Annotated in this window: 23 protein-coding genes; 16 read left to right on the top strand and 7 right to left on the bottom strand. The window is 70.6% G+C overall.

All coding sequences use genetic code 11. The annotated features are described in order from the left end of the window. Positions 1 to 40 precede the first annotated feature (40 nt). The 3 genes from AC5DRG_RS02240 (at position 41) to AC5DRG_RS02250 (ending at position 2879) form a co-directional block, all read left to right on the top strand. Positions 41 to 661, top strand: a complete 621-nt coding sequence (locus tag AC5DRG_RS02240) for an L-threonylcarbamoyladenylate synthase (RefSeq protein ID WP_491807640.1) — start codon at positions 41 to 43, stop codon at positions 659 to 661. A gap of 126 nt (positions 662 to 787) precedes the next feature. Then, the gene (locus AC5DRG_RS02245; RefSeq protein WP_491807642.1) at positions 788 to 1543 is read left to right on the top strand and encodes a dienelactone hydrolase family protein; all 756 of its coding nucleotides are present in this window, start codon (positions 788 to 790) and stop codon (positions 1541 to 1543) included. 136 nt (positions 1544 to 1679) lie between these two features. Then, on the top strand, positions 1680 to 2879 hold the full coding sequence (locus AC5DRG_RS02250; protein WP_491807643.1) for a glycoside hydrolase family 64 protein: 1200 nt from the start codon (positions 1680 to 1682) through the stop codon (positions 2877 to 2879). 79 nt (positions 2880 to 2958) lie between these two features. Here AC5DRG_RS02250 and AC5DRG_RS02255 read toward each other — a convergent pair whose 3' ends face one another. Further along, the gene (locus AC5DRG_RS02255) at positions 2959 to 5355 is read right to left on the bottom strand and encodes a M4 family metallopeptidase (RefSeq protein WP_491807644.1); all 2397 of its coding nucleotides are present in this window, start codon (positions 5353 to 5355) and stop codon (positions 2959 to 2961) included. A 512-nt stretch (positions 5356 to 5867) separates the two neighbouring features. Here AC5DRG_RS02255 and AC5DRG_RS02260 point away from each other — a divergent pair. The 3 genes from AC5DRG_RS02260 to AC5DRG_RS02270 all read left to right on the top strand — a co-directional run bounded on the left by AC5DRG_RS02260 (position 5868) and on the right by AC5DRG_RS02270 (position 9485). Then, entirely contained in the window at positions 5868 to 6764 is an 897-nt protein-coding gene (locus AC5DRG_RS02260; RefSeq protein ID WP_491807645.1) for an MHYT domain-containing protein, read from the top strand. Positions 6765 to 6874: 110 nt separating this feature from the next. Further along, entirely contained in the window at positions 6875 to 8377 is a 1503-nt protein-coding gene (locus AC5DRG_RS02265; protein WP_491807646.1) for a metallophosphoesterase family protein, read from the top strand. 79 nt (positions 8378 to 8456) lie between these two features. Further along, entirely contained in the window at positions 8457 to 9485 is a 1029-nt protein-coding gene (locus AC5DRG_RS02270) for an LLM class flavin-dependent oxidoreductase (protein ID WP_491807647.1), read from the top strand. Between the two features lie 6 nt (positions 9486 to 9491). Here the strand turns inward: AC5DRG_RS02270 and AC5DRG_RS02275 are convergent, their stop codons facing one another. Next, positions 9492 to 10466: a TauD/TfdA dioxygenase family protein gene (locus tag AC5DRG_RS02275; protein WP_491807649.1), complete on the bottom strand. Its 975-nt coding sequence runs from the start codon at positions 10464 to 10466 to the stop codon at positions 9492 to 9494. Positions 10467 to 10581: 115 nt separating this feature from the next. Continuing rightward, the gene (locus AC5DRG_RS02280; RefSeq protein WP_491807650.1) at positions 10582 to 11151 is read right to left on the bottom strand and encodes a PadR family transcriptional regulator; all 570 of its coding nucleotides are present in this window, start codon (positions 11149 to 11151) and stop codon (positions 10582 to 10584) included. Positions 11152 to 11283: 132 nt separating this feature from the next. Between AC5DRG_RS02280 and AC5DRG_RS02285 the strand changes: the two genes are divergently transcribed. After that, positions 11284 to 12903: a carboxylesterase/lipase family protein gene (locus tag AC5DRG_RS02285; protein WP_491807651.1), complete on the top strand. Its 1620-nt coding sequence runs from the start codon at positions 11284 to 11286 to the stop codon at positions 12901 to 12903. Positions 12904 to 12982: 79 nt separating this feature from the next. Here the strand turns inward: AC5DRG_RS02285 and AC5DRG_RS02290 are convergent, their stop codons facing one another. Then, positions 12983 to 13690 (bottom strand): SDR family NAD(P)-dependent oxidoreductase, encoded by a 708-nt coding sequence (locus AC5DRG_RS02290; RefSeq protein WP_491807652.1) that lies wholly within the window; start codon positions 13688 to 13690, stop codon positions 12983 to 12985. 102 nt (positions 13691 to 13792) lie between these two features. Between AC5DRG_RS02290 and AC5DRG_RS02295 the strand changes: the two genes are divergently transcribed. The 3 genes from AC5DRG_RS02295 (at position 13793) to AC5DRG_RS02305 (ending at position 16027) form a co-directional block, all read left to right on the top strand. Further along, complete coding sequence (locus tag AC5DRG_RS02295) at positions 13793 to 14632, top strand: helix-turn-helix transcriptional regulator (protein ID WP_491807653.1); 840 nt, start codon at positions 13793 to 13795, stop codon at positions 14630 to 14632. Positions 14633 to 14673: 41 nt separating this feature from the next. Continuing rightward, complete coding sequence (locus AC5DRG_RS02300) at positions 14674 to 15504, top strand: aldo/keto reductase (RefSeq protein WP_491807654.1); 831 nt, start codon at positions 14674 to 14676, stop codon at positions 15502 to 15504. 88 nt (positions 15505 to 15592) lie between these two features. Then, entirely contained in the window at positions 15593 to 16027 is a 435-nt protein-coding gene (locus tag AC5DRG_RS02305; RefSeq protein ID WP_491807655.1) for a cupin domain-containing protein, read from the top strand. 10 nt (positions 16028 to 16037) lie between these two features. Here AC5DRG_RS02305 and AC5DRG_RS02310 read toward each other — a convergent pair whose 3' ends face one another. The 3 genes from AC5DRG_RS02310 to AC5DRG_RS02320 form a co-directional block, all read right to left on the bottom strand. Next, positions 16038 to 18377 carry a SpoIIE family protein phosphatase gene (locus tag AC5DRG_RS02310; RefSeq protein ID WP_491807656.1) on the bottom strand — a complete coding sequence of 780 codons (2340 nt, stop codon included), beginning with the start codon at positions 18375 to 18377 and terminating at the stop codon, positions 16038 to 16040. A 124-nt stretch (positions 18378 to 18501) separates the two neighbouring features. Beyond that, the gene (locus tag AC5DRG_RS02315; RefSeq protein WP_491807657.1) at positions 18502 to 18969 is read right to left on the bottom strand and encodes a peroxiredoxin; all 468 of its coding nucleotides are present in this window, start codon (positions 18967 to 18969) and stop codon (positions 18502 to 18504) included. Continuing rightward, positions 18966 to 19346 (bottom strand): DoxX family protein, encoded by a 381-nt coding sequence (locus tag AC5DRG_RS02320; protein ID WP_491807658.1) that lies wholly within the window; start codon positions 19344 to 19346, stop codon positions 18966 to 18968. Before AC5DRG_RS02320 ends, AC5DRG_RS02315 begins: the two co-directional genes overlap by 4 nt. Before the next feature lie 212 nt (positions 19347 to 19558). Here AC5DRG_RS02320 and AC5DRG_RS02325 point away from each other — a divergent pair, with 212 nt between their 5' ends. From AC5DRG_RS02325 to AC5DRG_RS02350, 6 genes are all read left to right on the top strand, one after another. Further along, positions 19559 to 20725 carry an acyl-CoA dehydrogenase family protein gene (locus AC5DRG_RS02325; protein ID WP_491807659.1) on the top strand — a complete coding sequence of 389 codons (1167 nt, stop codon included), beginning with the start codon at positions 19559 to 19561 and terminating at the stop codon, positions 20723 to 20725. After that, on the top strand, positions 20725 to 21492 hold the full coding sequence (locus tag AC5DRG_RS02330; protein ID WP_491807660.1) for an SDR family NAD(P)-dependent oxidoreductase: 768 nt from the start codon (positions 20725 to 20727) through the stop codon (positions 21490 to 21492). The genes AC5DRG_RS02325 and AC5DRG_RS02330 overlap by 1 nt, the downstream gene beginning before the upstream one ends. A 64-nt stretch (positions 21493 to 21556) precedes the next feature. Further along, positions 21557 to 22324 carry a FadR/GntR family transcriptional regulator gene (locus tag AC5DRG_RS02335; protein WP_491807662.1) on the top strand — a complete coding sequence of 256 codons (768 nt, stop codon included), beginning with the start codon at positions 21557 to 21559 and terminating at the stop codon, positions 22322 to 22324. A gap of 87 nt (positions 22325 to 22411) precedes the next feature. Then, a complete protein-coding gene (locus AC5DRG_RS02340) occupies positions 22412 to 23212 on the top strand; it encodes an enoyl-CoA hydratase/isomerase family protein (RefSeq protein WP_491807663.1) in 801 nt (266 codons plus the stop codon). Positions 23213 to 23214: 2 nt separating this feature from the next. Then, positions 23215 to 24189, top strand: coding sequence for an acyl-CoA dehydrogenase family protein (locus AC5DRG_RS02345; RefSeq protein ID WP_491807664.1), 975 nt, complete (start codon positions 23215 to 23217; stop codon positions 24187 to 24189). Further along, complete coding sequence (locus tag AC5DRG_RS02350; protein ID WP_491807666.1) at positions 24186 to 25334, top strand: acyl-CoA dehydrogenase family protein; 1149 nt, start codon at positions 24186 to 24188, stop codon at positions 25332 to 25334. The genes AC5DRG_RS02345 and AC5DRG_RS02350 overlap by 4 nt, the downstream gene beginning before the upstream one ends. Positions 25335 to 25347 lie beyond the last annotated feature (13 nt).

Consider the following 25347-nt stretch of genomic DNA (forward strand, 5'->3'; position numbering starts at 1 on the left):
CCTGCGCGGGCGCCGCTCCCCGGCGGCATAAGCTCGGCGGATGGCGAAGTACTTCGACGTTCACCCCGACAACCCGCAGCCGCGCACCATCGGCCAGATCGCCGACAGCGTCCGCGCGGATGCGCTCATCGCGTATCCGACGGACTCCTGTTACGCGCTCGGCTGCCGGCTGGGCAGCCGTGACGGCATCGAGCGGATCCGTACCATCCGTCACCTGGACGACCGGCACCACTTCACCCTCGTGTGCCAGGACTTCGCCCAGCTCGGCCAGTTCGTGCGCGTCGACAAGGACGTGTTCCGCGCGATCAAGGCGTCCACGCCCGGCAGTTACACCTTCATCCTGCCCGCGACGAAGGAGGTGCCGCGCATGCTCCAGCATCCCAGGAAGAAGACGGTCGGCGTACGCATCCCCGACCACGTCGTCACCCAGGCCCTGCTCGCGGAACTCGGGGAGCCGCTCCTGTCGAGCACGCTGCTCCTGCCCGACGAGGACGAGCCGATGACCCAGGGCTGGGAGATCAAGGACCGCCTCGACCATGTGGTGGACGCGGTGGTGGACTCCGGCGACTGCGGCACCGAGCCGACGACGGTCATCGACTTCTCGGAGGGCGAGGCCGAGATCGTACGACGGGGAGCGGGCGACACGACACGGTTCGAGTGAGCTCCGGGCACCGGGGCCGTGGGGGTCGCGCGCCCCACTTACATGGTGCGTGAAACCATATCCACGGTCCCGGTCCCGCCGGGGCCGCGAACCGCTCGCCGCCAACTGCTCAGAGAGGCACCCCGCATGACCTCCGTACAGGGAACAGCCGTGGACGTCGCCACCGAGGACGGCGTCGCCGACGCCTATCTGGCCCATCCCGGCGACGGACTCCCCCACCCGGGTGTCCTGCTCTACCAGGACGCCTTCGGGCTGCGCCCCCATCTGAGGTCGATGGCCGACCGGCTCGCGGAGGCGGGCTACACGGTCCTGGTCCCCAACGTGTTCTACCGCCACGGCCGCACGCCGGTGTTCGAGCTGCCCGAGTTCATCGACACCCAGGCCCGGCCGGACCTTTGGGGTGCGATCGGTCCGGTCATGCAGTCGCTGACCCCCGAGCTCGCGGCACGTGACGCCGGCGCCTATCTGGACTGGCTGGCGCAGAGCCCGCTGGTGGCCGACGGTCCGGTGGCACTGACCGGGTACTGCATGGGGGCCCGGCTCGCCCTGCTCACCGCCGGCACCTACCCGGACCGGGTCGCGGCCGCGGCCGGCTTCCACGGCGGCCGGCTGGCGACCGACGGCCCGGACAGCCCCCACCTGGTAGCCGGACACATCACCGCCGAGCTGTACTTCGGCCACGCGGACAACGACCCGTCGCTGCCCGTCGAGCAGATCGAGCGCTTCGAGGAGGCCCTGACCACGGCCGGCGTCCGCCACACCTGTGAGGTCTATCCCGGCGCGCACCACGGTTTCACCCAGGCCGACACCTCCGCGTACGACAGCGCGGCGGACGAGCGGCACTGGGCGGCGCTGCTCGACCTGCTGAAGCGCACCTTCTGAAGCGCGCCTGCCGGTCGACTCGCACCCGTCGATTCGCAGTTGTTATTGACATGCCCGCGTCGTGGCGGGATTCTGAGAGCGCTCTCACGGCAGGTATGGACCAATCCCCTCAAGTGAAGACCCACGGAGGTGGAGAGTGCTCGTACGTCCCCCACACCAGCTCTCGGTCACGGCCGCGGCCGCCGCCCTGCTCGGCTCGCTGCTCGCGTTCGGGGCACCGTCGTCCGCGGACGCCGCGGTGCCCGCCACGATCCCCCTGACGATCACGAACAACTCCGGCCGCAGCGAGGCGGTCTACGTCTACGACCTCGGCACCGACCTGGCTTCGGGACAGCAGGGCTGGGCCGATGCGAACGGCACCTTCCACGCGTGGCCCGCCGGCGGCAACCCGCCCACGCCCGCTCCCGACGCGTCCATCGCCGGGCCCGCGCCCGGCCAGTCGACGACGATCCAGATCCCCAAGTTCTCCGGCCGGATCTACTTCTCCTACGGACAGAAGCTGGACTTCCGGCTGACCACCGGCGGCCTCGTACAGCCGGCCGTCCAGAACCCGAGCGACCCCAACCGCGACATCCTCTTCAACTGGTCGGAGTACACGCTCAACGACTCCGGGATCTGGCTCAACAGCACCCAGGTCGACATGTTCTCCGCGCCCTACGCGGTGGGCGTCAAGCGGGCCGACGGGAGCACGGTCAACACCGGGCACCTCAAGTCGGGCGGCTACACCGGGGTCTTCAACGCGCTGCGCGGTCAGCCGGGCGGCTGGGCGAACCTGATCCAGACCCGGTCCGACGGCACCGTGCTACGGGCGCTGTCGCCCACGTACGGCCTGGAGACGGGAGCCCTGCCGGCGTCCGTGATGGACGACTACATCAACCGCGTATGGCAGAAGTACGCGACGACGACGCTGACGGTCACCCCGTTCACCGACCAGCCGGACACGAAGTACTTCGGCCGGGTGTCGGGCGACGTCATGAACTTCACCAACAGCTCGGGCGCGGTCGTCACCAGCTTCCAGAAGCCGGACGCGGCCAGCATCTTCGGCTGCTACAAGTACCTCGACGCACCCAACGACCTGGTGCGCGGCCCGATCTCCCGCACGCTGTGCGCGGGCTACAACCGCTCCACGCTCCTGGTCAACCCGAACCAGCCGGACACCACGACGGCGAACTTCTACCTGGACACGGTGACCAACCACTACGCGCGCGAGATCCACGCGCAGATGGCCGACGGCAAGGCCTACGCGTTCGCCTTCGACGACGTCGGCAACCAGGAGTCGCTCGTCCACGACGGCGGTCCGCAGCAGGCGTATCTCACGCTCGACCCGTTCAGCTGAGGCCCCCGTCGCAGCGCAACGCCGGGCTTCCGCACGCGAGTTGGTATCCGCGTGCGGAAGCCCGGCCCGGTGTTGCGGGTCAGCTCGTGGTCACCGCGGTGTCATCGATGACGAAGCTGGTCTGGAGCGAGGAGTCCTCGACGCCGGAGAACTTCAGGGCGACCGTGGTCCCCGCGAAGGCCGACAGGCTGAAGGACTTCGCGACATAGCCGGAGGCCGCGTTCAGGTTGGAGTAGGTGGCCAGGGTGGTGGACCCGGCGGTGACCGTCAGCTTGTCGTACTGGGTGCTGGTGGTGGTCTCCGCGGTGTCGATGTGGATGTAGAAGGTGAAGGTGGTCCCGGTGCAGCCGCTGGGGATGGTCACCGACTGGGACAGCGTGTCCGTGTGGGTGGATCCGTAGCCGTCCAGCCAGGCCTTGTAGGAACCGGTGCGGGCCGCCTGGCTGCTGGAGCTGGTGATGACGCCGCTGGTGGCGGTCCAGGTGGTGTTGCCCGACTCGAAGCCCTGGTTGCCCAGGAGTTGGGTCGAGGTGCAGCTGCCGCCGCCGCTGGCGCTCACCGTCCAGGTGAAGGACGCCGTACCGCTCGCGCCGGTGGAGTCGGTCACCGTGACGGTGGTGCTGTAGGTGCCGGCCGTCGTCGGGGTGCCGGTGATCGCGCCGGTCGAGCTGCTGATCGACAGGCCGGTGGGCAGGCCGCTCGCGGCGTAGGTCAGGGTGCCGCTGTTGGTGCTGCTCGCCGAGATCTGCAGGCTCACCGCGGTGCCGACGGTGGAGGACTGGCTGCCCGGGTTGGTGACCGTGACGCCGGTGGACGGCACGGTGATGTGGCTGCCGACGTTGATGCCGGCGAAGGCGTTGCCGACTCCGGCGTACTGGGTGGAGCTGGAGCCGTACAGTGCGGTGGCGGCGTTCAGGGCGGCGGTGCGGGCCTGGGCGTAGGTGGTGCTGGACGTCATGTACGTCGTCAGCGCCTTGTACCAGATCTGCAGGGCGGCGGCCCGGCCGATGCCCGCGACGGCGACGCCGTCGGAGGTGGGGCTGTTGTAGGTGACACCGTTGATGGTCTTGGTGCCGCTGCCCTCGGAGAGCAGGTAGAACATGTGGTTCGCGGGGCCCGAGGAGTAGTGGACGTCCAGGTTGCCGACGCCGGAGTACCAACTGTCGGCCGAGCCGCCGTCCTTGTCGGGCTCGTCCATGTAACGCAGCGGCGTGCCGTCGCCGTTGATGTCGACTTCCTCGCCGACGAGGTAGTCACCGACGTCGGAGGAGTTGGCGGCGTAGAACTCCACGCCCGTGCCGAAGATGTCGGAGGTCGCCTCGTTCAACCCGCCCGATTCACCGGTGTAGTTGAGTCCGGCAGTGTTGGAGGTGACGCCGTGGGTCATCTCGTGGCCGGCGATGTCGAGCGAGGTGAGGGCTTTGGTGCCGCCGTCTCCGTCGCCGTACGTCATGCAGAAGCAGTCGTCGTCCCAGAACGCGTTGACGTACGCGGTGCTGTAGTGGACGCGGGAGTAGGCGGCCACGCCGTCGTTCTTGATGCCGCTGCGGCCGAACGTGTTCTTGTAGAAGTCCCACGTCACCTGGGCGCCGTAGTGGGCGTCGACGCCGGCGGTCTGGGTGTTGGAGCCGGAGCCGGTCCCCCAGGTGTCGTCCGCGTCGGTCATCAGGGTGCCGGTGCCGGACGTGCCGTTGTTGAGGCTGTACGTCTTGTGGGTGCCCCGGGTGGTGTCGTTGAGCTGGTACGTCGAGCCGGACAGCGTGGTGCCGATGGTGACGGTGCCGCTGTACTGGCTGTTGCCGGTGCCGGTCTTGATGGCCTGGAACTCGGAGAGCTTCGCCCCGGTGACGGCGTCGGTGATGACGTGCAGCTGGCTGGGGGTGCCGTCGTCCTGGAAGCCGCCGATGACGGTCTCCCAGGCGAGCTTGGGCGTACCGGTGCCCGCCCAGATCACCTTGCGGGCGCTGTCGGTGGTGGGCTTCTCGGCCTTGGCGGCCCGGGCGGCCTTGAGGGCCTTGGTCTCGGCGGCGGCCTTGCCGAAGGTCGCGGTGGTCGAGGCGACCTTGATGGTGTGCTTGGTGTTGAAGGTGGTGCTGACCGTGCCGCTGGCCTGCGAGGCGGGCGGCGTGTGGACGACCAGGTCGCCGCCGAGCACGGGGAGGCCGGCGTAGGTGCGCTCGTAGCGGGTGTGGAGGGTGCCGTCGTTGTCCTTGACGACATCCTTGACGACCAGCTTCTCCTGGGCGCCCAGGCCCAGGGTGCGCGCGGTCGTCGTGGTCTTCTTCTCCGCGCTCTTGATGAGTGCGGCGTTCTGGGCCGGGCTGAGTTCGGCCTCCAGGCCGCCGGTGCGGAGGGGGCTGGGGTGGGGGGCGGCGGGCTTGGCGCTCGCCGGGACCGTCTGGACGCCGACGGCGAGGAGCGCGGCGGTGGAGATCAGGGCTCCTACCGCGGTCCGCTTACGGGGGATGCGTCTCACTCGTACTCCTACTGCGGCGGTCGCGGGAGGCGACCGGTGACAGACCGGGCAGCCGGGTGTGCTGTCCGGACGAGCTGAGCTGTGCGGGACCGTGCCCCTGTGATCCGTGACCTGATGTGTGGTCAGACCGTGGAGGGTTCGTGTCACAGGTGCGGGGAGAATGACAGGCTTGACCAGTCCATGTCATCGAAAACGAGGGCATTCAAGGGTTATCCCTCTACCGCGGGGCACCCCTTCGTCGGCCGTCACACGGTTCGCGCCACAGGGTGGAATCCGGCCACGCCGTAGAGCCTGGTCGAGCGGCTGGGCAAACACACAACACCAAATCGGGCGGTACGCGTGAGGCCGCCCGCACCGACCGAAGCTGGCCGGATTTCACTCCCCGTGGGATCAATGTGAACACGTGGTATTCCAGAGTTCATCGAATACCGGCGGTAACGCCTTGCTCAATGGGGATCGCGCCCCGTAGACCTTCCTCGACAACCAGCCATAACTCTGGGGGGAGTTGGCTTATGCAAGGCACGGTTGACGGGTTCCGCTACGGTGCGGTGACCCCGGTGGCGGCCTACATCATGGCCTGTCTGGGCGGGGCTCTGGGACTGCGCTGCGTCGTGCGGTCCGTGTACAACGACCAGTCGTTCAAGCCCGGTTGGCTCGCGCTGGGCGCCGCCTCGATCGGGTGCGGCATCTGGACCATGCACTTCATCGCGATGATCGGCTTCCAGGTCGAGGAGACCCGGGTCCGCTACGACGTGGGCCTCACGGTGCTGAGCCTCGCGGTCGCGATCCTCGTGGTCGCCGTCGGCGTGTTCGCGGTGGGATATCGCGGCGCCACCACCTTCACGCTGTCCGTCGCGGGCATCATCACCGGCCTCGGTGTCGCCGCCATGCACTACCTGGGCATGGCGGCGCTGCGGCTCAACGGCAGCATCCAGTACGACCCGTTCACCGTCGGGCTCTCGGTGGTGATCGCGATCGTCGCGGCGACGGCGGCGCTGTGGGCGGCCGTCTCGATCCGGAGCTTCGTCACGAGTCTCGGGGCGAGTCTGGTCATGGGTGTGGCAGTGTCCGGAATGCACTACACGGCGATGGAGGCCGTGAGCGTCCATGTGCACGGCACGTCCGGCGGGTCATGGGCCGGCGACTCGCCGACCTCGCTGCTGCTGCCCATGCTGCTGGGGCCGATCATCTTCCTGTTGCTGGCCGGAGTGGTCGTGATGTTCGACCCGCTGCTGGTCCTGGGCGACGGAGACTGGAACAAGACGCATCCCCGGCGGGCCGACACCACCCGTCCCGAGGTGCCGCCCGCTCGCACCCGCACCGGCCCACGCTTCGAGGCGGCTCCGCCCGCCCCCGTAGCGCCCCCGCGGGCGCCGTCCAGGGCTTCGACGCACGGCCGCGAGTGGTGAGGCGCCGGCCCGGGGCCAGGGCACCGAACCCCTGAGGCGCTGAGGGGCCGTCAAGTGCGAGCGCGGCCCCGGCCGTTCGCCCTGTGCCAGCTCGTTGTTACGGTGCACCCGTGTCTGAATCATCACGCGATACCGCCGAAGGCGCCGGCTGGGGCGCAGCCGAACGCGGCGCGTACAAGCAGCTCATGCCGCACAAGGTCGAGAAGATCTCGTGGCTCGATCCGAGGATGCTGTGGGCCGCGCGCAACGGTGTGCTCGCCTCCTGGTTCGGGGACCCCACGGGCCGTACCCGCAGCCGCTGGGTGGCGCAGCGGGAAGCCGCCGGCGCGCCCGCCGACAAGGTGATCCGGCGCGACGATCCGGACCGGTTCTCCTTCATGGTCATCGGCGACACCGGCGAGGGCGATGGTCCCCAATACGCCGTGGTGCCGGGCTTTCTGAAGGTCGGTCAGGACACCGACTTCGCCGTGCTCACGAGTGACGTGATCTATCCGGTCGGCGCGACGGACGACTACGGCACGAAGTTCTTCCGTCCCTACCGGGACTACCCGGCGCCCATCTACGCGATACCCGGCAACCACGACTGGTACGAGGACCTCGGCGGGTTCATGCGCGTGTTCTGCGACGACGCCCCGCCCCTGGACCCCACACCCGCGCCGCGCCCGCTCTCGGGAGCCTGGCTGCGGTCGCTGCTGTGGCACCGGCCGCGTCCCACGGACGAGCAACGCCTCAGCGAGGCAAGGAAGTTGCGGCCCGCGCCGGCCCAACAGGCCGTACAGCCGGGCCCGTACTGGGCCATCGACGCCGGACCGGTACGGATCATCGGCATCGACACCGGGCTCCTCGGCACGATCGACGCCGAACAGGGCGCATGGCTGCGCGAAATGTCCGCGGGCCCGCGCCCGAAGATCCTCGTCACCGGATCGCCGCTGTACGTGGACGGCAAGTACGACCCGTGCGCCATCGAGGGCGGCGGCACCGTCGACGACATCGTCCGCGACCCGGACCACCACTACGTCGCGGCGATAGGCGGCGACATCCACAACTACCAGCGCTACCCGGTGCCGGTCGACGGCCGCACCATCCAGTACGTGGTCGCGGGCGGCGGCGGTGCCTTCATGCACGCCACCCACACCATCCCGCCCGTCGCCATCGCCGACGTCACCGAGCAGGACTTCCGCTGCTACCCGCTGCGCGGCGACTCCCTCGCCTTCTACAGCAGGCTCTACGGCCGACGGCTGCGCCTGCGCCGCTTCTTCACCCTCACCGAGGCGGAGGCCAGGGCCGTCGTCGCCGAGCGCCTCGGCATCCCGCGCACCCGCGCCGAGGGCCCGCCCGTGCGCCTCACCCGGCGCGTCCGCCTGGTCGCGACCCTGCTGGGCGCCGGCCGCCGGCCCGGGCGCGGGTCCCGCTTCCGCCTTCCGGTGCGCAAGATCTACACGCAGCTCTTCTCGCCGGGTTCGGCGACCTACAGCCCGCCGTTCTTCAAGTGCTTCCTACGGCTGGACGTCACCCCGGAAGCGGTCCGGCTGCGCTGCTTCGCAGCCACCGGCAACCGCGCCCAGGAGGAAGAGCCGCCGGTCGAGGACGAGGTCACCATCCCGCTGACCTGAGCGGAAAGACGGGAACACCTCGTCCCGCGATCGGGTTGGCACTGCCATACCGCTTGATCGAAGAACGACGGAGGAGCCCGTGCCGCCGACCTCACGCCCCCTGCGCAAGCTGGGCTTTCTGACCATCGGCCTGTTCGACGAGGACGATCCGCGCCGGGGCCACGAGTCCACGCTGGAGATCATCGAGCTGGGCGAGCGGCTCGGCTTCGACAGCGCCTGGCTGCGCCACCGTCATCTGCAGTTCGGCATCTCCTCGCCCGTCGCCGTCCTGGCGGCGGCCTCGCAGCGCACGAGCCGCATCGACCTGGGCACCGCGGTCATCCCGCTGGGCTGGGAGAACCCGCTGCGGCTGGCAGAGGACCTGGCGACGGTCGATCTGCTGTCCGGGGGCCGCCTCAATCCGGGCATCAGCGTCGGTCCGCCGATGCACTTCGACCAGGTGAAGGACGCGCTGTATCCGGACACCGCCGATGTCGAGGACTTCAGTTACGAGCGGGTGCGGCGGCTGCTGGACTTCGTGCGCGGCAAGTCGGCCACCGACTTCAGCGGGGTCGAGGGGTTCGAGGTGTTCTCGGATCGGGTCCAACCCCATTCTCCGGGTCTTGGACGCCGTATGTGGTACGGCGGCGGCAGTGTGCGCTCGGCCCGGTGGGCCGGTGAGCAGGGGATGAACTTCCTGGTCAGCAGCGTCGTCAGGGCCGAAGACCCGGACGGCCCCTGGGACTTCGCCGAGATCCAGCTGTCCCACATCCGCGCTTTTCGGGCCGCCCACCCCGACGGCGAGGCCGCCCGTGTCTCCCAGGGGCTCGTCGTGATCCCCACCGACTCGGCGACGCCCGGGCAGCGCGCGAAGTACGAGGAGTTCGCGGCCAAGCGGCTGCCTCGAACGGCGTCCCCGCAGGGTCCGGGCCGGCTGATGTTCGCGCCGGACATCGTCGGCACCTCGGAGGAGATCGCCGAACGCCTCCACGCGCACGCCGCGTTCCGCGAGGTGGACGAGGTGGCGTTCGCGCTGCCGTTCACCTTCGAGCACGAGGACTACGTGCAGATCCTCACCGACATGGCGACGAGGCTCGGCCCGGCGCTGGGCTGGCGGCCCGCCGGCTGACCGGCGTCACCAGCGGCCCGGTTCGGTCCCCACGACCGGCTCCGAGGGCTTGCCGTCGACGCCTACGGGGACGTCGCCGGCGAGCATCACCCGGTGCATGGTCCGGGGGTGGCCGAGGTGGGCGTTGTCGCTGGGGGCGAGGTGGATGGTGGCCCGGTTGTCCCAGAAGGCCACGCTGCCGGGCTCCCAGCGGAAGCGGACCGTGTACTCGGGCCGGGTCGCCTGTTCCAGCAGCATGTCCAGGATCGCGGCGCTCTCCGGGCGCGAGACGTCGGCGATCTGCTCGACGTAGTAGCCGTTGACGTACAGCACCTTTTCGCCGGTCTCCGGGTGGACGCGCACCAGCGGGTGCACGGAGGCGACCTGACGGTCCAGCAGGTGGCGCAGGTAGGCGTCGTCTCCGGGGCGCGGCTGGTAGCCGACGCCGAGGCGGTGCTCGGCCCGCAGGCCGTCCACGAACTCCCGCACGGGCGCGGACAGTCCGGCGTACGCGGCCGCGAGGTTGGACCAGGTCGTGTCGCCGCCGTAGGGCGGGACGGTCTCGGCGCGCAGGATCGTCGCGGCGGGCGGGTCGATACGGGCGCCGTGGTCGCAGTGCCAGCCGCGCAGCAGGGTGTGGCGGCGGCGCTGCAGCCACTCGTCGTGCTCCATGCCGAATCTGCCGCCGAGTTCGAGCCGGTCGGCGGTGGTCTCGATCTCGGGGAAGTCGGCCGGGGAGGCGCTGCCGCGCTTGGGCAGTACGACGGGTTCCCCGAACCGGCGGGCGAAGGCCACGTGTCCGGTGTGGTCCAGTCGCTGGCCGCGGAAGAACACCACCTTCCAGCGCAGCACCGCCGCCCGGATCAGGGCGACCACGGCGTCGTCGAGGTCCTCGGCGAGGTCGACTCCCGTGATGTCGGCTCCGATGTGGCCGGCGGCGGGTCGCACCTCCACTCCGGCGACCCGCACCGCTTCGTCCGTCGTACCGCTGTCCGTCGTCATGCGCGCTCCGTCGGTCGTCCGCGCCGGTCGCGTTCCTCACCGGCTCCTTGGGAGATCGTGACAGCGATGCCCACACGTGGCGACAGGGCCCCGTACCGAGGTCGACGGTCCGCGGTCACCGAGCCCGTTGTGCTGCCTCGGTGAGTTCGGTAAGTACCTGTTCCAGCCAGCGCACGTGCGTTTCCAGGGCCCGGTCCTTGTAGTCGTGGACGTGGTCCAGGATCTGTGACATCCGGGCCTGGTCGATCCCGGGCAGCCAGGGCTCCTCGCGGATCTCCCGGTCCCGGAACCGGTCCAACTGGGCGCGGCGGGCGTCGAGTTCGGTCCGCACGAGCCGGATGTGCTCCTGGGGGTCCAGGAAGATCGCGAAGGTGCAGCGGATCAGGAACTCGGGGTCGCTGAAGTCGGGCGACGGCGTGTACGGCGCGGCCAGGCGCTCGTGCAGTTCGCGCTCGCCGGCGTCGGTGGCGACGTACACCTTGGCGTCGGGGCGGCCCTCGTTGTGCTGCACGGTGAAGCTGACCCAGCCGTCGACGCACATGCGGTTCAGCGTCCGGTACACCTGGCTCTGCTGGGTACGCAGGCGGACCATGCGGCCCATTTCGCTGTCCAGCCACCGCTTCAGGTCGTACCCCGTGCAGGGGCGCATGGCCACCATTCCGAGCAGTACGTGCTCGAGCTTCATGTCTCGGTTCCGCCGCCTCTCCCGTGAATGCGCGTGGATGCACATATGCCACTAGTCACCTATGGCACTTTGCACCTACTCTCATGGTGCCCGAGTCGTCCCCTCGGGCCACCCATTCCACCGGGAGACCCTATGTCCCGTGCCCGAAGACTCCTGCGCGCAGTGCGCTGGACTCTGATCCCCGTCACCGTCATCGCCCTGGCGGTCGCCTTCGCCCCCGCACAGGCGAGCACCGCCGGCCGGGCCGAATCCGCTGCGTCTCCCCTCGTCCGCACCACCAACGGCTTGGTGCGCGGGGCCGCCACGAGCGATGGACGGCAGTTCCTCGGCATCCCCTACGCCCAGTCGCCCACCGGCGCCCTGCGCTGGCAGGCCCCCCGCCGCCCGGCCGACTGGCGCGGGGTCCGGGACGCCACCCAGTACGGCGACTACTGCGCGCAGAACACCTACTGGGCCCCCGGCTACGCCACCCAGCACACCACCGAGGACTGCCTGGACGTCAACGTCTACACCCCGCCCGCCGCCTCCCGCGCGACCAAGCTGCCCGTACTGGTCTGGATCCACGGGGGCGCCAACATCGGCGGAGACGCCCGCGACATCGTCCCCGACACCTTCGCCCGCCGCACGAACGCCATCGTGGTGACGGTCGACTACCGGATCGGCGCCCTCGGCTTCCTGACCCTGCCCGGCACGACCGGCAACTTCGCACTCCTCGACCAGCAGCAGGCGCTGCGCTGGGTGCGCTCCAACATCGGGGCCTTCGGCGGAGACGCCGGCCAGGTCACGCTGGCCGGTCAGTCGGCCGGCGGCAGCGCGGTCTGCGCCCAGCTCGCCTCCCCGGCCGGCCGGGGCCTGTTCCGGGCGGCGATCATCGAAAGCGGCGCCTACTTCGACTGCGGGGGCAGCACCCGCGCCCAGGCCGAGACCACTGGGCTCACCTTCGCCAAGAAGCTCGGCTGCACCGACCCCGCCACCGCCACCGCCTGCCTGCGGGCCAAGCCCGCCAAGGCGATCCTCGACGCCCAGAACGGCACCGGCCCCGAGACCTGGAACCCCACCATCGGAGGCCGCGAACTGCCCGTGCAGCCCGCCGAGGCGTTCACCTCCGGCCGGGCCTCCCACGTCCCCGTCATGAACGGCGCCACGAGCGACGAGGGACTGGTCTTCGCGTACGACAGTTTCGACCGCTGGGGCAACCCGCTGACCGCCGATGCCTACCCCAAGGCCCTGGCCTCCGCCTTCGGTGACGCCACAGGGGCCAAGGCCCTGGCCCGCTATCCGCTCGGCGACTACCAGCGACCCGGCTATGCCTATGCCGCGGCCTATGGCGACTACCTCTTCGCCTGCCCCGCACTGCGCACGGACACCCGCCTGGCCCAGCGCGGCCGCGTCTACTCGTACGAGTTCGCCGACCGAACCTCACCCCTGTTCGCGTCCCTGCCCCAGAACGCCGACTTCGACTTCGGCGCCACGCACGCCGCCGAACTGAACTACCTGTTCAAGCCGTACGGCACCAGCGCCGGCTTCAACACCGAACAGCGCGCACTCGCCGACCAGATGACCGCCTACTGGGCATCCTTCATCCACGGCTCGGCCCCGAGCGCCCCCGGCCAACCCGTCATGCCGGACCAGAAGTCCACCCCGGGCACCGTGCTTCAGCTGCGCACCGCTTCACAGGGCGGCAACTCCGCCACATCCCAAACCGCGAAGGCACACCACTGCGACCTGTGGGACGCCGCGGCCACATCCTGACCCTCGCCCCTGCCCCACGACGGCTCGCCCTCGGCCTCTTGCCGAGGGCGAGCCTCATCCGTCTGCGGGAACCGGCCAACTACCAGGGCAGGGTGCCCTCGGCGTCGAAGTAGCCGCCGGTCGGGCCGTCGGGGCCCACCTGCGCCATGCGGACGATGATCTCGGCGCCCTCCTCGACGGTTTGCGTGCCCGTGCGGCCGTTGAGGTCCGTCGCGGTGTAGCCGGGCTCGACCGCGTTGATGCGGATGCCGGGGAACGCCTTCGCGTACTGCACGGTGAGGGCGTTGACCGTGACCTTCGACGCCGGGTAGGCAATCCCGGGGTATGCGTAGGCCGGTGTGCCTTCGGTGGTGATCCGGGTCATCGAGCCCAGGCCGCTGCTGACGTTGACGACGACCGGCGCGGCGGAGCGCTGGAGCAGCGGCAGAAAGGCGTGGGTGACGCGGACGACGCCGAACACGTTCGTCTCGAACACGTTCCGCATCATGTCGGCGGTCACCTCGGCGGCGCCGATCACGCTGTTCCCCTCGCCGCGCGCCTCGATGCCCGCGTTGTTGACCAGTACGTCCAGGCCGCCCTCGGCCTCGACGGTCTTCGCGGCCGCCTCGACGGACGCGTCGTCGCTGACGTCGATGAGGAGCAGCCGCGCGCCCAGCCGCTCGGCGGCGCGGCGTCCGCGTTCGGCGTCCCGGCTGCCGAGGTAGACGGTGTGGCCAGCGGCGATGAGACGGCCGGCGGTCTCGAAGCCGAGACCCTTGTTCGCTCCGGTGATGAGAGTTGTTGTCATGCCTTCAGGCTCCGGCCGGGCGGTGGGGACAGCCAGTGTCCGCGTCTTCCTGGGACTGCGGGTACCAGGAACGTCGGCAGTCGTCAGTGCACACTGGGGAGCATGGCGACGGAGGACTTCGGCAAGGCGGTGCGCCGCTGGCGCGACCGGGCGACACCGGAGTCCGCCGGGCTCCCCGCGGGCGGGCACCGGCGCGCGGCCGGACTGCGCCGCGAGGAGCTGGCCCTGCTGGCCGGGATCTCCGTCGACTACGTCACCCGCCTCGAACAGGGCCGTGCCTCCCACCCCTCGTCGCAGGTGGTCGAGGCCCTCGCCCGGGCCCTGCGGCTGTCGGGAGCGGAGCGCGCGCACCTGTTCCGGCTGGCCGGTCTGGTGCCGCCCGGCCCGGAGACGGTCCCCGGGTTCATTCCCCCGAGCGTCCACCGCATGCTGGACCGGCTGACCGGGACGCCCGTGGCGGTGTCCGACGCGTCCTGGACACTGCTCCTGGCCAACCCTCCGTACGCGGCCCTGATGGGCGATCCGTCCGGCTGGCACGGCAACCAGCGCAACGGTGTATGGCGGCACTTCCTCGGCCCCGGCTCCCGCACCCTGCACACCACGGAGTCCCTGCTCGCCTTCGAGACCACGGTCGTCGCCGACCTGCGCGCGGCCGCCGGCCGCTATCCGGCCGACCAGCGGCTGCGGCAGCTGGTCGCGGAACTACGGGCGCGCAGTGCCCGGTTCGCCGAACTGTGGGACTCGGGCGTGGCCGGCCAACACGAGACGGCGCGCAAGACCATCGACCATCCGCGGGTCGGCCCCGTCACCCTGGAGTGCGACGTCCTGACCGTGGCGGGCAGCGATCTGCGCATCCTGGTGTACACGGCCGAGCCCGGCACCGAGGACGCCGAGCGGCTCGCCCTGCTCACCGTCCTGGGCACGCAGGCACTGACCGGGTAGCCATACTGGCTGTACCGCACAGTCAAAGGGAAGGTCCGACCGTGATCAGCATCCCGGCGCACACGCTCAACGACGGTACGAAGATCCCCGCGATCGGGCTCGGCACCTGGCCGATGGACGACGCGCAGGCGGAAGAGGCGGTGCGGGAAGCCCTCGACATGGGCTACCGCCTTCTCGACACGGCGACGAACTACCGCAACGAGTCCGGCGTGGGCCGGGGCGTGGCCCGCAGCGAGGTTCCCCGCGAGGAGATCGTGGTGACGACGAAGCTGCCGGGCCGGCACCACGGCTACGAGGAGACGCTCGCGTCCTTCGAGGAGTCCCGCGAGCGCCTCGGCCTGGAGTACGTGGACCTCTATCTGATCCACTGGCCGCTCCCCCGGGTCGGCAAGTACGTCGACTCCTGGAAGGCCATGATCAAGCTCCGCGAGGACGGCCTCGTCCGCTCGATCGGCGTCTCCAACTTCACGCCCGAGCACATCGAGCGGCTGGAGAAGGAGACAGGCGTCCTGCCCTCCGTCAACCAGATCGAACTGCACCCGTACTTCCCCCAGGAGGAACTGCTGGCCTTCCACTCCGGGAAGGGCATTCTCACCGAGAGCTGGAGCCCCCTCGGCCGCGGCACCCCCATCCTCGACGATCCGGCGGTCATCACGGTCGCCGAGGCCCACGGGGTGACCCCCGGTCAGGTGGTCCTGCGCTGGCACACCCAACTGGGCGCCCTGCCCATCCCGAAGTCGGCGAGCCCCGAGCGCCAGCGCGAGAACCTCGACATCTTCGGCTTCGAACTGGGCCCCGCCCAGCTGAGGATCATCGCCGACCGCGTCCACCGGCGCGTGGGCGGGGATCCCGAGGTTCACGAGGAGTTCTGAGTCCTGATCTGATCAAGTTGGCCCCAACTGGCCTTGTACGCCTCTATGTTCGCGGCGGACACTTTCTCTCGCGCCAGGGGGCTCTCGTATGCGCACGTTCCTCCGCACCGCCGTCACAGGGGCCGTCGCGGCCACCACGATGCTGGCCTGTGGCACCGCTCAGGCGACACCGGCCGGGCCCGGGGTGACCGGCCGGGTGATCGCCCAGACCACCGTCGGCGGCACCGACTACGTCCTGCGGGAGGTCACCATCCCGCCCGGGCAGGCCACCGGCTGGCACTACCACGACGGGCCCGTGTACGGGTACGTGAAGGAAGGCACGCTCAGCCACTACCACGCCGACTGCGCGCAGGACGGCGTCTATCCGCAGGGCACCACTCTGCAGGAGCCGGGCGGGCCGAGCGATGTGCACCTCGGTCGCAATCTGGGGGACACGACGCTCGTCCTGGAAGTGCTGTACGTCCTGCCGCACGGATCACCGTTCTCCGAGGACGTGCCGAACCCGGGCTGCCCCTTCGAGTGATCTGAGGTGATCAGATCGGCGGCAGGGGCTGTTCGGCCCAGATCGTCTTGCCCCTGCCCGTCTGGCGGCTGCCCCAGCGCTGGGTGAGCTGGGCGACGAGGAGCAGTCCGCGGCCGCCCTCGTCGTAGGCGTGGGCCCGGCGCAGATGCGGTGAGGTGGAACTGCCGTCGGAGACCTCGCAGATGAGGGTGCGGTCGCGGATCAGCCGTAGCTGGATGGGCGGTTCGCCGTACCGGATCGCGTTGGTGACGAGTTCGCTGACGACGAGTTCGGTGACGAACGCGGCCTCCTCCAGTCCCCACGCGGCCAGTTGCGCCATGGCGGCCTGCCGGGCCACGCCCACATGGGCGGGGTCCGGCGGGACGTCCCAGGTGGCGATCTGGCCGGCGCCCAGCGCGCGGGTGCGGGCCAGCAACAGGGCTACGTCGTCGCCGGGTTGGTCCGGCAGCACCGCCTTCAGCACGGCGTCGCAGAGGGCGTCCAGCGTCTCGCCGGGCGCACTCAGCGCGCGGCACAGTTCCTCGGTGACGTGGTCGATGTCGCGCTCGCGGTCCTCGATCAGACCGTCGGTGTACAGGGCGACGACCGAGCCCTCGGGCAGTTCCAGTTCGGTCGCCTCGAAGGGCAGGCCGCCGACGCCGAGCGGGGGCCCGGCACTCGTGTCGACGAGCCGCACGGTGCCGTCGGGCAGCACCACGGCCGGTGGCGGATGGCCGGCGGCGGCCAGAGTGAGGCGGCGCGAGACGGGGTCGTAGACGGCGTAGAGACAGGTGGCACCGAGTTCCGCCACGTCGTCCTCGTTGCCCTCCGCCCCCAGGTGGGTGACGAGGTCGTCGAGGTGGGTGAGGAGTTCGTCGGGCGGCAGGTCCACGTCGGCGAGGGTCCGCACCGCTGTGCGCAGGCGTCCCATCGTCGCGGAGGACTGGATGCCGTGGCCGACCACGTCGCCGACGACGAGGGCGACGCGGCTGCCGGAGAGCGGGATCACGTCGAACCAGTCGCCGCCGATGCCCGCGACGGATCCGCAGGGCAGATAGCGGTGGGCGACCTCGACCGCGGCCTGTCCGGGCAGCCCGCGCGGCAGCAGGCTGTGCTGCAGGGCCAGCGCGGTGGTGCGTTCGCGGGCGAAGCGACGGGCGTTGTCGACGCAGACGGCGGCCCGGCTGGCCAGTTCCTCGGCCAGGACGGCGTCGTCGGCGGCGTAGGGGTCGGGGTGTGCGATCCGGACGGCGACCGCGACGCCCAGCGTGATGCCGCGGGCCCGCAGCGGCACCGTGAGCAGCGAGTGGACGCCCGCGCGGTGCGGGCTGCCCTCGGGGGCGCGGGCGTTGCGTTCGGCGACCCAGCGGTCGAAGGCCGGGTCGCCCGCCCGGCTGAGGAGGGCTCGTCCTTCCCGGATGGCGCGCGCGGGCGGGGAGGAGGCCGCGTAGACGTCCCGCTCGCCCAGGCGTACGGCCGCTTCCGGGGTGCCGGGGGTGACGGAGCCGTGGGCGACGCGGCGCAGCACGATCTCGGCGGTGTGCGACGCCGGTGGCTCATCGGCGCCCAGGACCCAGTCGAGGAGGTCCACGCTGACGAAGTCGGCGAACCTCGGGACGACGAGTTCCACCAGTTCCTCGGCGGTGCGTACGACGTCCAGGGTGGTGCCGATGGTGGTCGCGGCCTCGTTCAGCAGGGCCAGCCGCCGCCGGGCCGCGTGCTGTTCGGTGCTGTCGAAGGCGGCCAGGGCGACGCCGACGAGTGCGTCGGAAGGGTCGCGCACCGGCCACATCTCGATGCTCCAGGCCTGGTTGCGGGGCCCGGTCGGTGCGGGGGTGAGGCTCTCGTAGCGCAGGGGCTCACCGGTTTCGGCGACCTGCCGCAGATGTTCGTGGAAGCCGCGGTGCTGCTCGGCGTCCTCCACGGTGTCCGGGAAGTGCCGGCCGAACAGGTCCTCCTGCGTCGCCCCCATCACCTGGCAGGCCACGTCGTTGATCCGCAGATAGCGCTGGCGGGTGTCGAAGACCGACATCGACATGGACGCCTGCTGGAAGGCCTGCCCCGCGAGAGTGGGCTCCGGGCCGGGCGGCCGCTCGGCGGTGACCACGTATCCGCCCGGCGCGCCGTCCGGGCCGAGTACGGGGCAGGCGGTCACGGCGAGCTCGACCGGATGTCCGTCACGGTGGCGCAGCACTACGACGCCGCTCAGCGCGGTCACCGTGTCCGGCGGTGCCTCCTCGGCGAGCAGCTCCGCCGCCGTCCGCCCCACGGCCTCCTCGGCCGGGTAGCCCGTGAGCAGCCGGGCGCCCTCGCTCCACCCCGTCACTCTGCCCTGGGCGTCGATGATCGCCGCAGCGGCGACATGGTCCATATCGTCAAGGATGACCACTTTGGCGCACCGGATCAACAGTGGCGGATCAACAGGAGTGCATCAATGAGGGATGGATCAATAAGGGGTGGAGCGCCGGTTCGACGGGACAAGGGTGCCCCGCCGCTCAGCCCCGGTGGGCCTTGAGCGCGTCGAGGGCCCGGTCAGCGTGGGTGTTCATCCGCAGTTCGCTGCGGACGACGACGAGGACCGTCCGGTCCTGCGCTATGACGAAGGTGGCCCGCTTCGTGGGCACCAGCGAGAACCCCCGCTTCACACCGAACCGCTCCCGGATCGCTCCGTCCTCGTCCGACAGCAGCGGGATGCCGAGCGTGTGGCGTCCAGCGAACTCCTGCTGGCGGTCGACGGAGTCACCGCTGATACCCACGGGCTGCGCGCCGACGGCGGCGAACTCGGTGGCCAGGTCCCGGAAGTGGCACGCCTCGGCGGTGCAGCCCGCACTCAGGGCGGCCGGGTAGAAGAACAGCACCACGGGCCCCTCACCGAGCAGTTCGGTCAGGCTCCGGGTGGTCCCGGTCTCGTCGGGCAGCGAGAAGTCCTCGACCTTGTCCCCGACCTCGATACGTCCGCTCACGGCCGTCCCTCCACATTCCTCGCGACACCACGGGCCCACATGACAAGGGGCAGTTGCAGGGGCAGCCGCGCGAACGCCGCCGCCTTCACAGGGGCGGGGCGGCTGCGCCAGTCCACGGCCATCTTCACGTTGGCCGGAAAGACGCCGACGAAGAAGGCCGCCGTGGCCAGCGCGGCCACCCGCCGGGTCCGCGGCAGCGCCACACCCGCCGCCAGCACCAGCTCGGCCGCGCCACTCGCGTACGTCCACGTCCTGGGCGTACCGGGAAGAACGCGCGGCACGATCGCGTCGAACTGGCGTGGCGAGGCGAAGTGGGCGACACCCGACACGGCCAGGAGACCGGCGAGCAGCCGGGGTGAGCGTTCGGACCGTGGCACGGTTCCTCCTCCGATGGCCTGCCCCGCGACATTACTCGACGGTAAACGGGCACGGGGAGGCACCCTCCCCTTCTTCACACGGGGCGCCCATGGGTGAACACCGGGGGCGGCGTGCGCAGTTGGCCCGCCCATCGCACCGTCACCCATCCCTACAGTTTCGGTCTGACCTTTGATATGTTTCGCACGCTGCCGATGCCGTTGGGGGCCCTGGTATGGACTTCGAACTGACCGAGGACCAGGAAACGATCCGCAAGGCCGTCGCCGGACTCCTGCGCGACTTCGACGACCAGTACTGGATGGAGAAGGACCAGGCGCACGAGTTCCCCACGGAGTTCTACGACACCGTGGCGGGCGGCGGCTGGCTGGGCATCACCATTCCGGAGGAGTACGGCGGACACGGCCTCGGCATCACCGAGGCCACGCTGCTCCTGGAGGAGGTCGCGCGATCGGGCGGCGGCATGAACGCGGCCAGCGCGATCCACCTGTCGATCTTCGGTATGCATCCCGTCGTGGTGCACGGCTCCGAGGAGCTCAAGCGGCGGACACTCCCCCGCATCGCCACCGGCGATCTCCACGTCTGTTTCGGCGTCACCGAGCCGGGCGCCGGCCTGGACACGGCGAGCATCACGACGTTCGCGCGCCGCGAGGGCGACCACTACGTCGTCAGCGGACGCAAGGTGTGGATCTCCAAGGCGATGGAGTCAGAGAAGATCCTTCTCCTGACCCGCACGTCGAAGCCCGACGAAGTGGCCCGGCGGACCGACGGGATGACGCTCTTCCTCACCGACCTCGACCGCGACCGGGTCGACATCCGCCCGATCCCGAAGATGGGCCGCAACGCCGTCACCTCGAACGAACTGTTCATCGACGACCTGCGCATCCCGGCCGAGGACCGGGTCGGCGAGGAGGGCGAGGGGTTCCGCTACCTCCTCGACGGGCTCAACCCGGAGCGGATGCTGATCGCCGCCGAGGCGCTGGGCATCGGCAGGGCGGCCCTCGACAAGGCCGTGCGGTACGGCAAGGAACGCGTCGTGTTCGGACGGCCCATCGGCATGAACCAGGGCATCCAGTTCCCGCTCGCGGACTCACTCGCCCACCTCGACGCCGCCGAGCTCGTCCTGCGCAAGGCGACCTGGCTCTACGACCGCGGCCGGCCCTGCGGACGCGAGGCGAACACCGCCAAGTACCTGTGCGCGGATGCCGGGTTCACGGCCGCCGACCGCGCCCTGCAGACCCACGGCGGGATGGGCTACTCCGAGGAGTACGGCGTGGCCCGCTACTTCCGCGAGGCCCGCCTCATGCGCATCGCACCGATCAGCCAGGAAATGATCCTCAACTACCTGGGATCGCACACGCTGGGATTGCCGAGGAGCTACTGATGACCGACAGCACCGGCCTGTTCGACCTCACGGGCCGCTCGGCGCTGGTCACCGGCGCCGCGGGCGGTATCGGAGCAGCCGTCGCCCAGGCGCTCGCGCGCGCGGGAGCGGCGGTGCTCGTCACCGACATCGACGCGTCGGCCGCGGCAGCCGTCGCCGGGAAGATCTCCGCCGCCGGCCTGACCGCGGACAGCGCCGCACTCGACGTACGGGACCGGGCGGCCGCGGACACCGTGGCGGCACGGGCGGCCACGCTGGCCGACGGCACGCTGCACATCCTCGTGAACAACGCCGGGGTCATCGCGCCGGCCATGTTCGACAAGCTGGAGGAGGAGGCTTTCCGCCGGGTCGTCGACATCCATCTCATGGGGGCCTTCCACTGTGCCCAGGCCGCGCTCCCGTTCCTGCCGGACGACGGCACGGGGCGGATCATCAACGTCACCTCGTCCGCCGGCATCGTCGGCACGCTCGGCCAGGTGAACTACTCCGCCGCCAAGGCGGGGATCATCGGCCTGACGAAGTCCCTCGCCCGCGAGCTGGCGCGCAGGCGGGTGCTGGTCAACGCGCTGGCGCCGCTGGCCGCGACGCCCATGACGCAGACCATCCGGACGAACGAGAAGTTCGCGGCCCAGATGATCGCCCGCATTCCGCTCGGCCGGTGGGCCGAGCCCGAGGAGGTCGCGGGACCCTTCGTCTTCCTCGCCTCCGACGCCGCGTCCTTCGTCACCGGCCAGGTGCTGCCGGTGGACGGCGGCATGGTCATGTGACAGTTCGCACGACCACTGTGTTGAATGGTTCAGCCAAAGTGGTCGTCGACGAGAGGCCTGAACCGTGTACGGCACCGAGAGTCCCGCCCGAGGTCCCCGCTTCGACACGCTGACCGTCCCGAAGGCGTCGGACGTGCTGGCGGCGGAGGTGCGCGAGCGGATCCTCACCGGGGAGTTCACCGAGGGCATGGCGTTGCCGCCGGAGCGCCAGCTCGTCGAGCAGACGGGGCTGAGCCGCGCGACGGTGCGGGAGGCGCTGCGGGTCCTTGAGGTCGAGCGGCTTCTCGACATCAGGCCGGGCCGAGGGGGCGGCGCCTTCGTGCGGCGGCCGGGCCGCGAGTCCGTCGCCGACACCGTACGGCTGGTCATCCGGGGACAGCAGATCCGCCTCGAAGCGCTGCACGAGACGCGGGAGGCGATCGAGCCCGCGTGTGCCGCGCTGGCGGCGAGGCGCCGGACGGACGCGGACCTCGACGAACTGGAGGCCGCGCACGCGGATCTCGTGGCCGCGGGGGACGACTTCCAGCGCTTCCTGCGCGCCAACGTGCGTTGGCACAACGCCGTGGCCAAGGCCGGCGACAACGAGCTGCTGATCGGGTTCATGAGCGCGCTCTCGCAGTCGATCCACGCCGCCACGAACCTCGAACACTTCATGGACGCGGACAGCCGCGAGGTCACCGCCCGCGCGCACGCGAGGATCACCGAGGCGATCCGGGACCGGGACCCCGAGGCGGCGACCCGACGCATGACCCGGCACGTCTGCGGCTTCGCGCGCGCCGCCGCAGAGGTCGACCGCCGGGACCGGGTGGAGCTGGCGGACCCCGAGAGCTGATCCCGCTCCAACAAACGCGAGAATCTCATTCTCCAATTGGCGCAACACCATTGACAGTTTCGGTCTGACCTTTAATACCATCGCGGTATGAGTGAGGTTGAGCCCGTCCTGACCGTGACCGCCGACGGCGACGTCCGCATCGTCACGTTGAACCGGCCCGACCGGTTGAACGGCGTGAGCGAGGAGTTGCACCGCCGGCTGTCCGAAGTGTGGTGTGAGCTCGCGGACGACACGAAGGCGCGGGCGGTCGTCCTGACCGGTGCGGGGCGGGCGTTCAGCGCGGGTGGCGACTTCGACCATCTGCTGCGGCATCACACCGATCCGGAGCTGCGGGAGCGGTCCATCCGGCTCGACCGGACCATCCAGACGGAGATGATCCGCTTCCCCCTGCCCGTCGTGGCCGCGGTCAACGGCCCTGCAGTCGGTCTTGGTTGCAGCCTCGCCCTCGCCTGCGACCTGGTGCTGATGGCCGAGGACGCCTACTTCGCGGACCCCCATGTGTCCGTCGGCCTGGTGGCGGGGGACGGCGGAGTCACGCTGTGGCCGCTGCTGACCAGCCTGTTGCGGGTGAAGGAGTACCTGTTCACCGGCGACCGGATCCCCGCCGCGACCGCGGTCGAACTGGGCCTGGCCAACCGCACGGTTCCCGTCGCGGACCTCCGGCGCGAGGCGCTGGCGCTGGCCCACCGCCTCGCCGCGCAACCGGCCGAGGCGCTGCGCGCCACCAAGCTGGCCCTCGCCGCCGTGGTCGAGCAGGTGTCCCGGGGCGGCATGGAGGCGGCGCTCATGGCCGAGCGGGCCACCATGACCAGCCCGGACCACATCCGGATCATCAACGAGCTCGCTGCCCGCGCGGGCCGTCGGACGACCGCCGCCGGGGAGGACTGAGCGTGGAACGCGAGGAGTTCCTGCTGGTCCGCGACATGCTGCGGGCCTTCGCGAACCGCTTCCGGATGGGCTCGGCAGACGACGTGAAGCCGTCGACGCGGGCTGCCGCCCAAGAGGCCCTCGGCGAACTGGGCCTGGCGGAGCTGCGCCGCTCCTCGCCACCGGCGGCCACCGTCCAGGAGTGCGCCCTGCTGGCCGAGGAGCACGGCCGGCACCCGCTGACGACGTCCCTGATCGGAACCGTCCTGCTCGCCCCGGAGCTGCTCCGACTGCTCGGCGACGAAGGGGCGTCGAGCAGCGGTACGACGCCGACGATCGCGCTCGCCCGTGACCTGAGGCTTCCCGGCCCCCTGCCGACCGACCTCGTCGCCTGGGACTGCGAGGGGGCCGACGGCGCCCTCTGCGTCACATCGGACGGAACCGTGGCCCACGCCGCGTTGGGCCCCGCCGCACCGACCACGGACCTGCTGCGCGACGTCAGGGCGACCACAGACTCCGTGAGGATCCTCGGCCGTCTCGACGAGCCCGGCCAACAGCGCTGGCAGGCCTACGCACTTGTCATCGTGGCCAGCGAACTCGTCGGCGCGGCCCGCTCGTTCGTCGAGCTGAGCGTCACGTACGCCCGGGAACGCAGACAGTACGGGCGTGAGATCGGCTCCTTCCAGGCCGTACAGCATCTCCTCGCCGACGCGACGGTCGTGGTGGAGGCCTGCGCCAGCGCCACGCGCTATGCCGCCTGGTGCCTCGACCACGAGCCGCCGGGCAGGGCCCTGACCGCCGCGCGGGTCGCCAAGGCGGAGGTCAACTCGTCTGCTCTGGAGGCCGTTTACACCGGCATGCAGGTGTTCGGCGGGATCGCGCAGACCTGGGAGCACGTCGCGCATCTGTACCTCCGCAAGGTCCGCGTGGGCGCCCTGCTGCTGGCGACGACGAGCGACCTGTTGACGGCGCTGGCCGAGCCGGAGGTGACGCGATGACCGACCTGCCGCTGGACTTCGGCGACTCCGACGACCTGGAGGGCCTGCGCCGGGAGTTCCGGGCCTGGCTGGCCGAACACCCGCTCCCCGAGCGGCACTCGGACGAGCCGGTGCCGGTGTTCCTGCTCCGTTGGCACCGCCTGCTGCACTCCGGCGGCTGGGTCGGTCTCGACGTTCCGCGGCAGTACGGCGGCCGGGGCCTGACCTCGCTCCACCAGGTGACGGTCAGCGACGAGTTGGGCGCCTGCCAGGCCCCCGGCGTCCCCAGGATCGGCTATCTCGCCCACGCCCTCCTGGAGTTCGGCTCCGAGGAGCAGCGACTGAGGTTCCTCCCGCGCATGCTCGCCGGCGACGACGTGTGGTGCCAGGGCTTCTCCGAACCGGGCGCCGGCTCGGACCTGGCCGGCATGACCACCTTCGCCGAGCACCACGACGGCCGCTCCGGTTACTACACAGTCCGTGGACAGAAGCTCTGGACCAGTTACGCGCAGTACTCCGGCCTGTGCCTGCTGCTGGCCCGGACCGACCGGACCGCGCCGCCGCACAAGTCGATCTCCGCGTTCGCCCTGCCGCTCGACCGCCCCGGCGTGACCGTGCGGCCGTTGCGGGCCGCCAACGGCGACGACGAGTTCTGCGAGCTGTTCCTGGACGACGTCCGCGTCGAGGAGAGCGAACGCATCGGCCCCGAGGGTGTCGGCTGGTCGCTGGCGATGACGACGGTGTCGTACGAACGCAACGCCCTCGACACCGGCCACATCTCGAAGTACGGGCTGCTCGTCGAGCGACTGAGGCGGGTCGTGCGGGAGCGTGGCGAGGGGCTGGAGGACGGGCTGCGCTCGGAGATCGGGCGCTGCTTCGTCGACTACGAGGTGCTCGTGGCGCATGCCCGGCGGCGGACCGCCGAGCGACTGGGCGGGCAGGTCGCCGGGCCGGAGTCGTCCGTCGACAAGCTTCTGATGACGAGGACCGAACAGCGGCTCTACGAGACGGCGTTGAAGGTGTTCCCCGAGGAGCTGTCCGGGGCGGGCGGCGACCTCTTCGGCGACTACCTCTACTCCAGAGCCGCCTCCGTGTACGGCGGGACCTCGCAGATCCAGCGGAACATCATCGCGAAACGGATCCTGCACCTGCCTTCGACCGGCTGACCCTGGAGGCCAG

The organism is Streptomyces sp. JLBG701, from assembly GCF_058544905.1.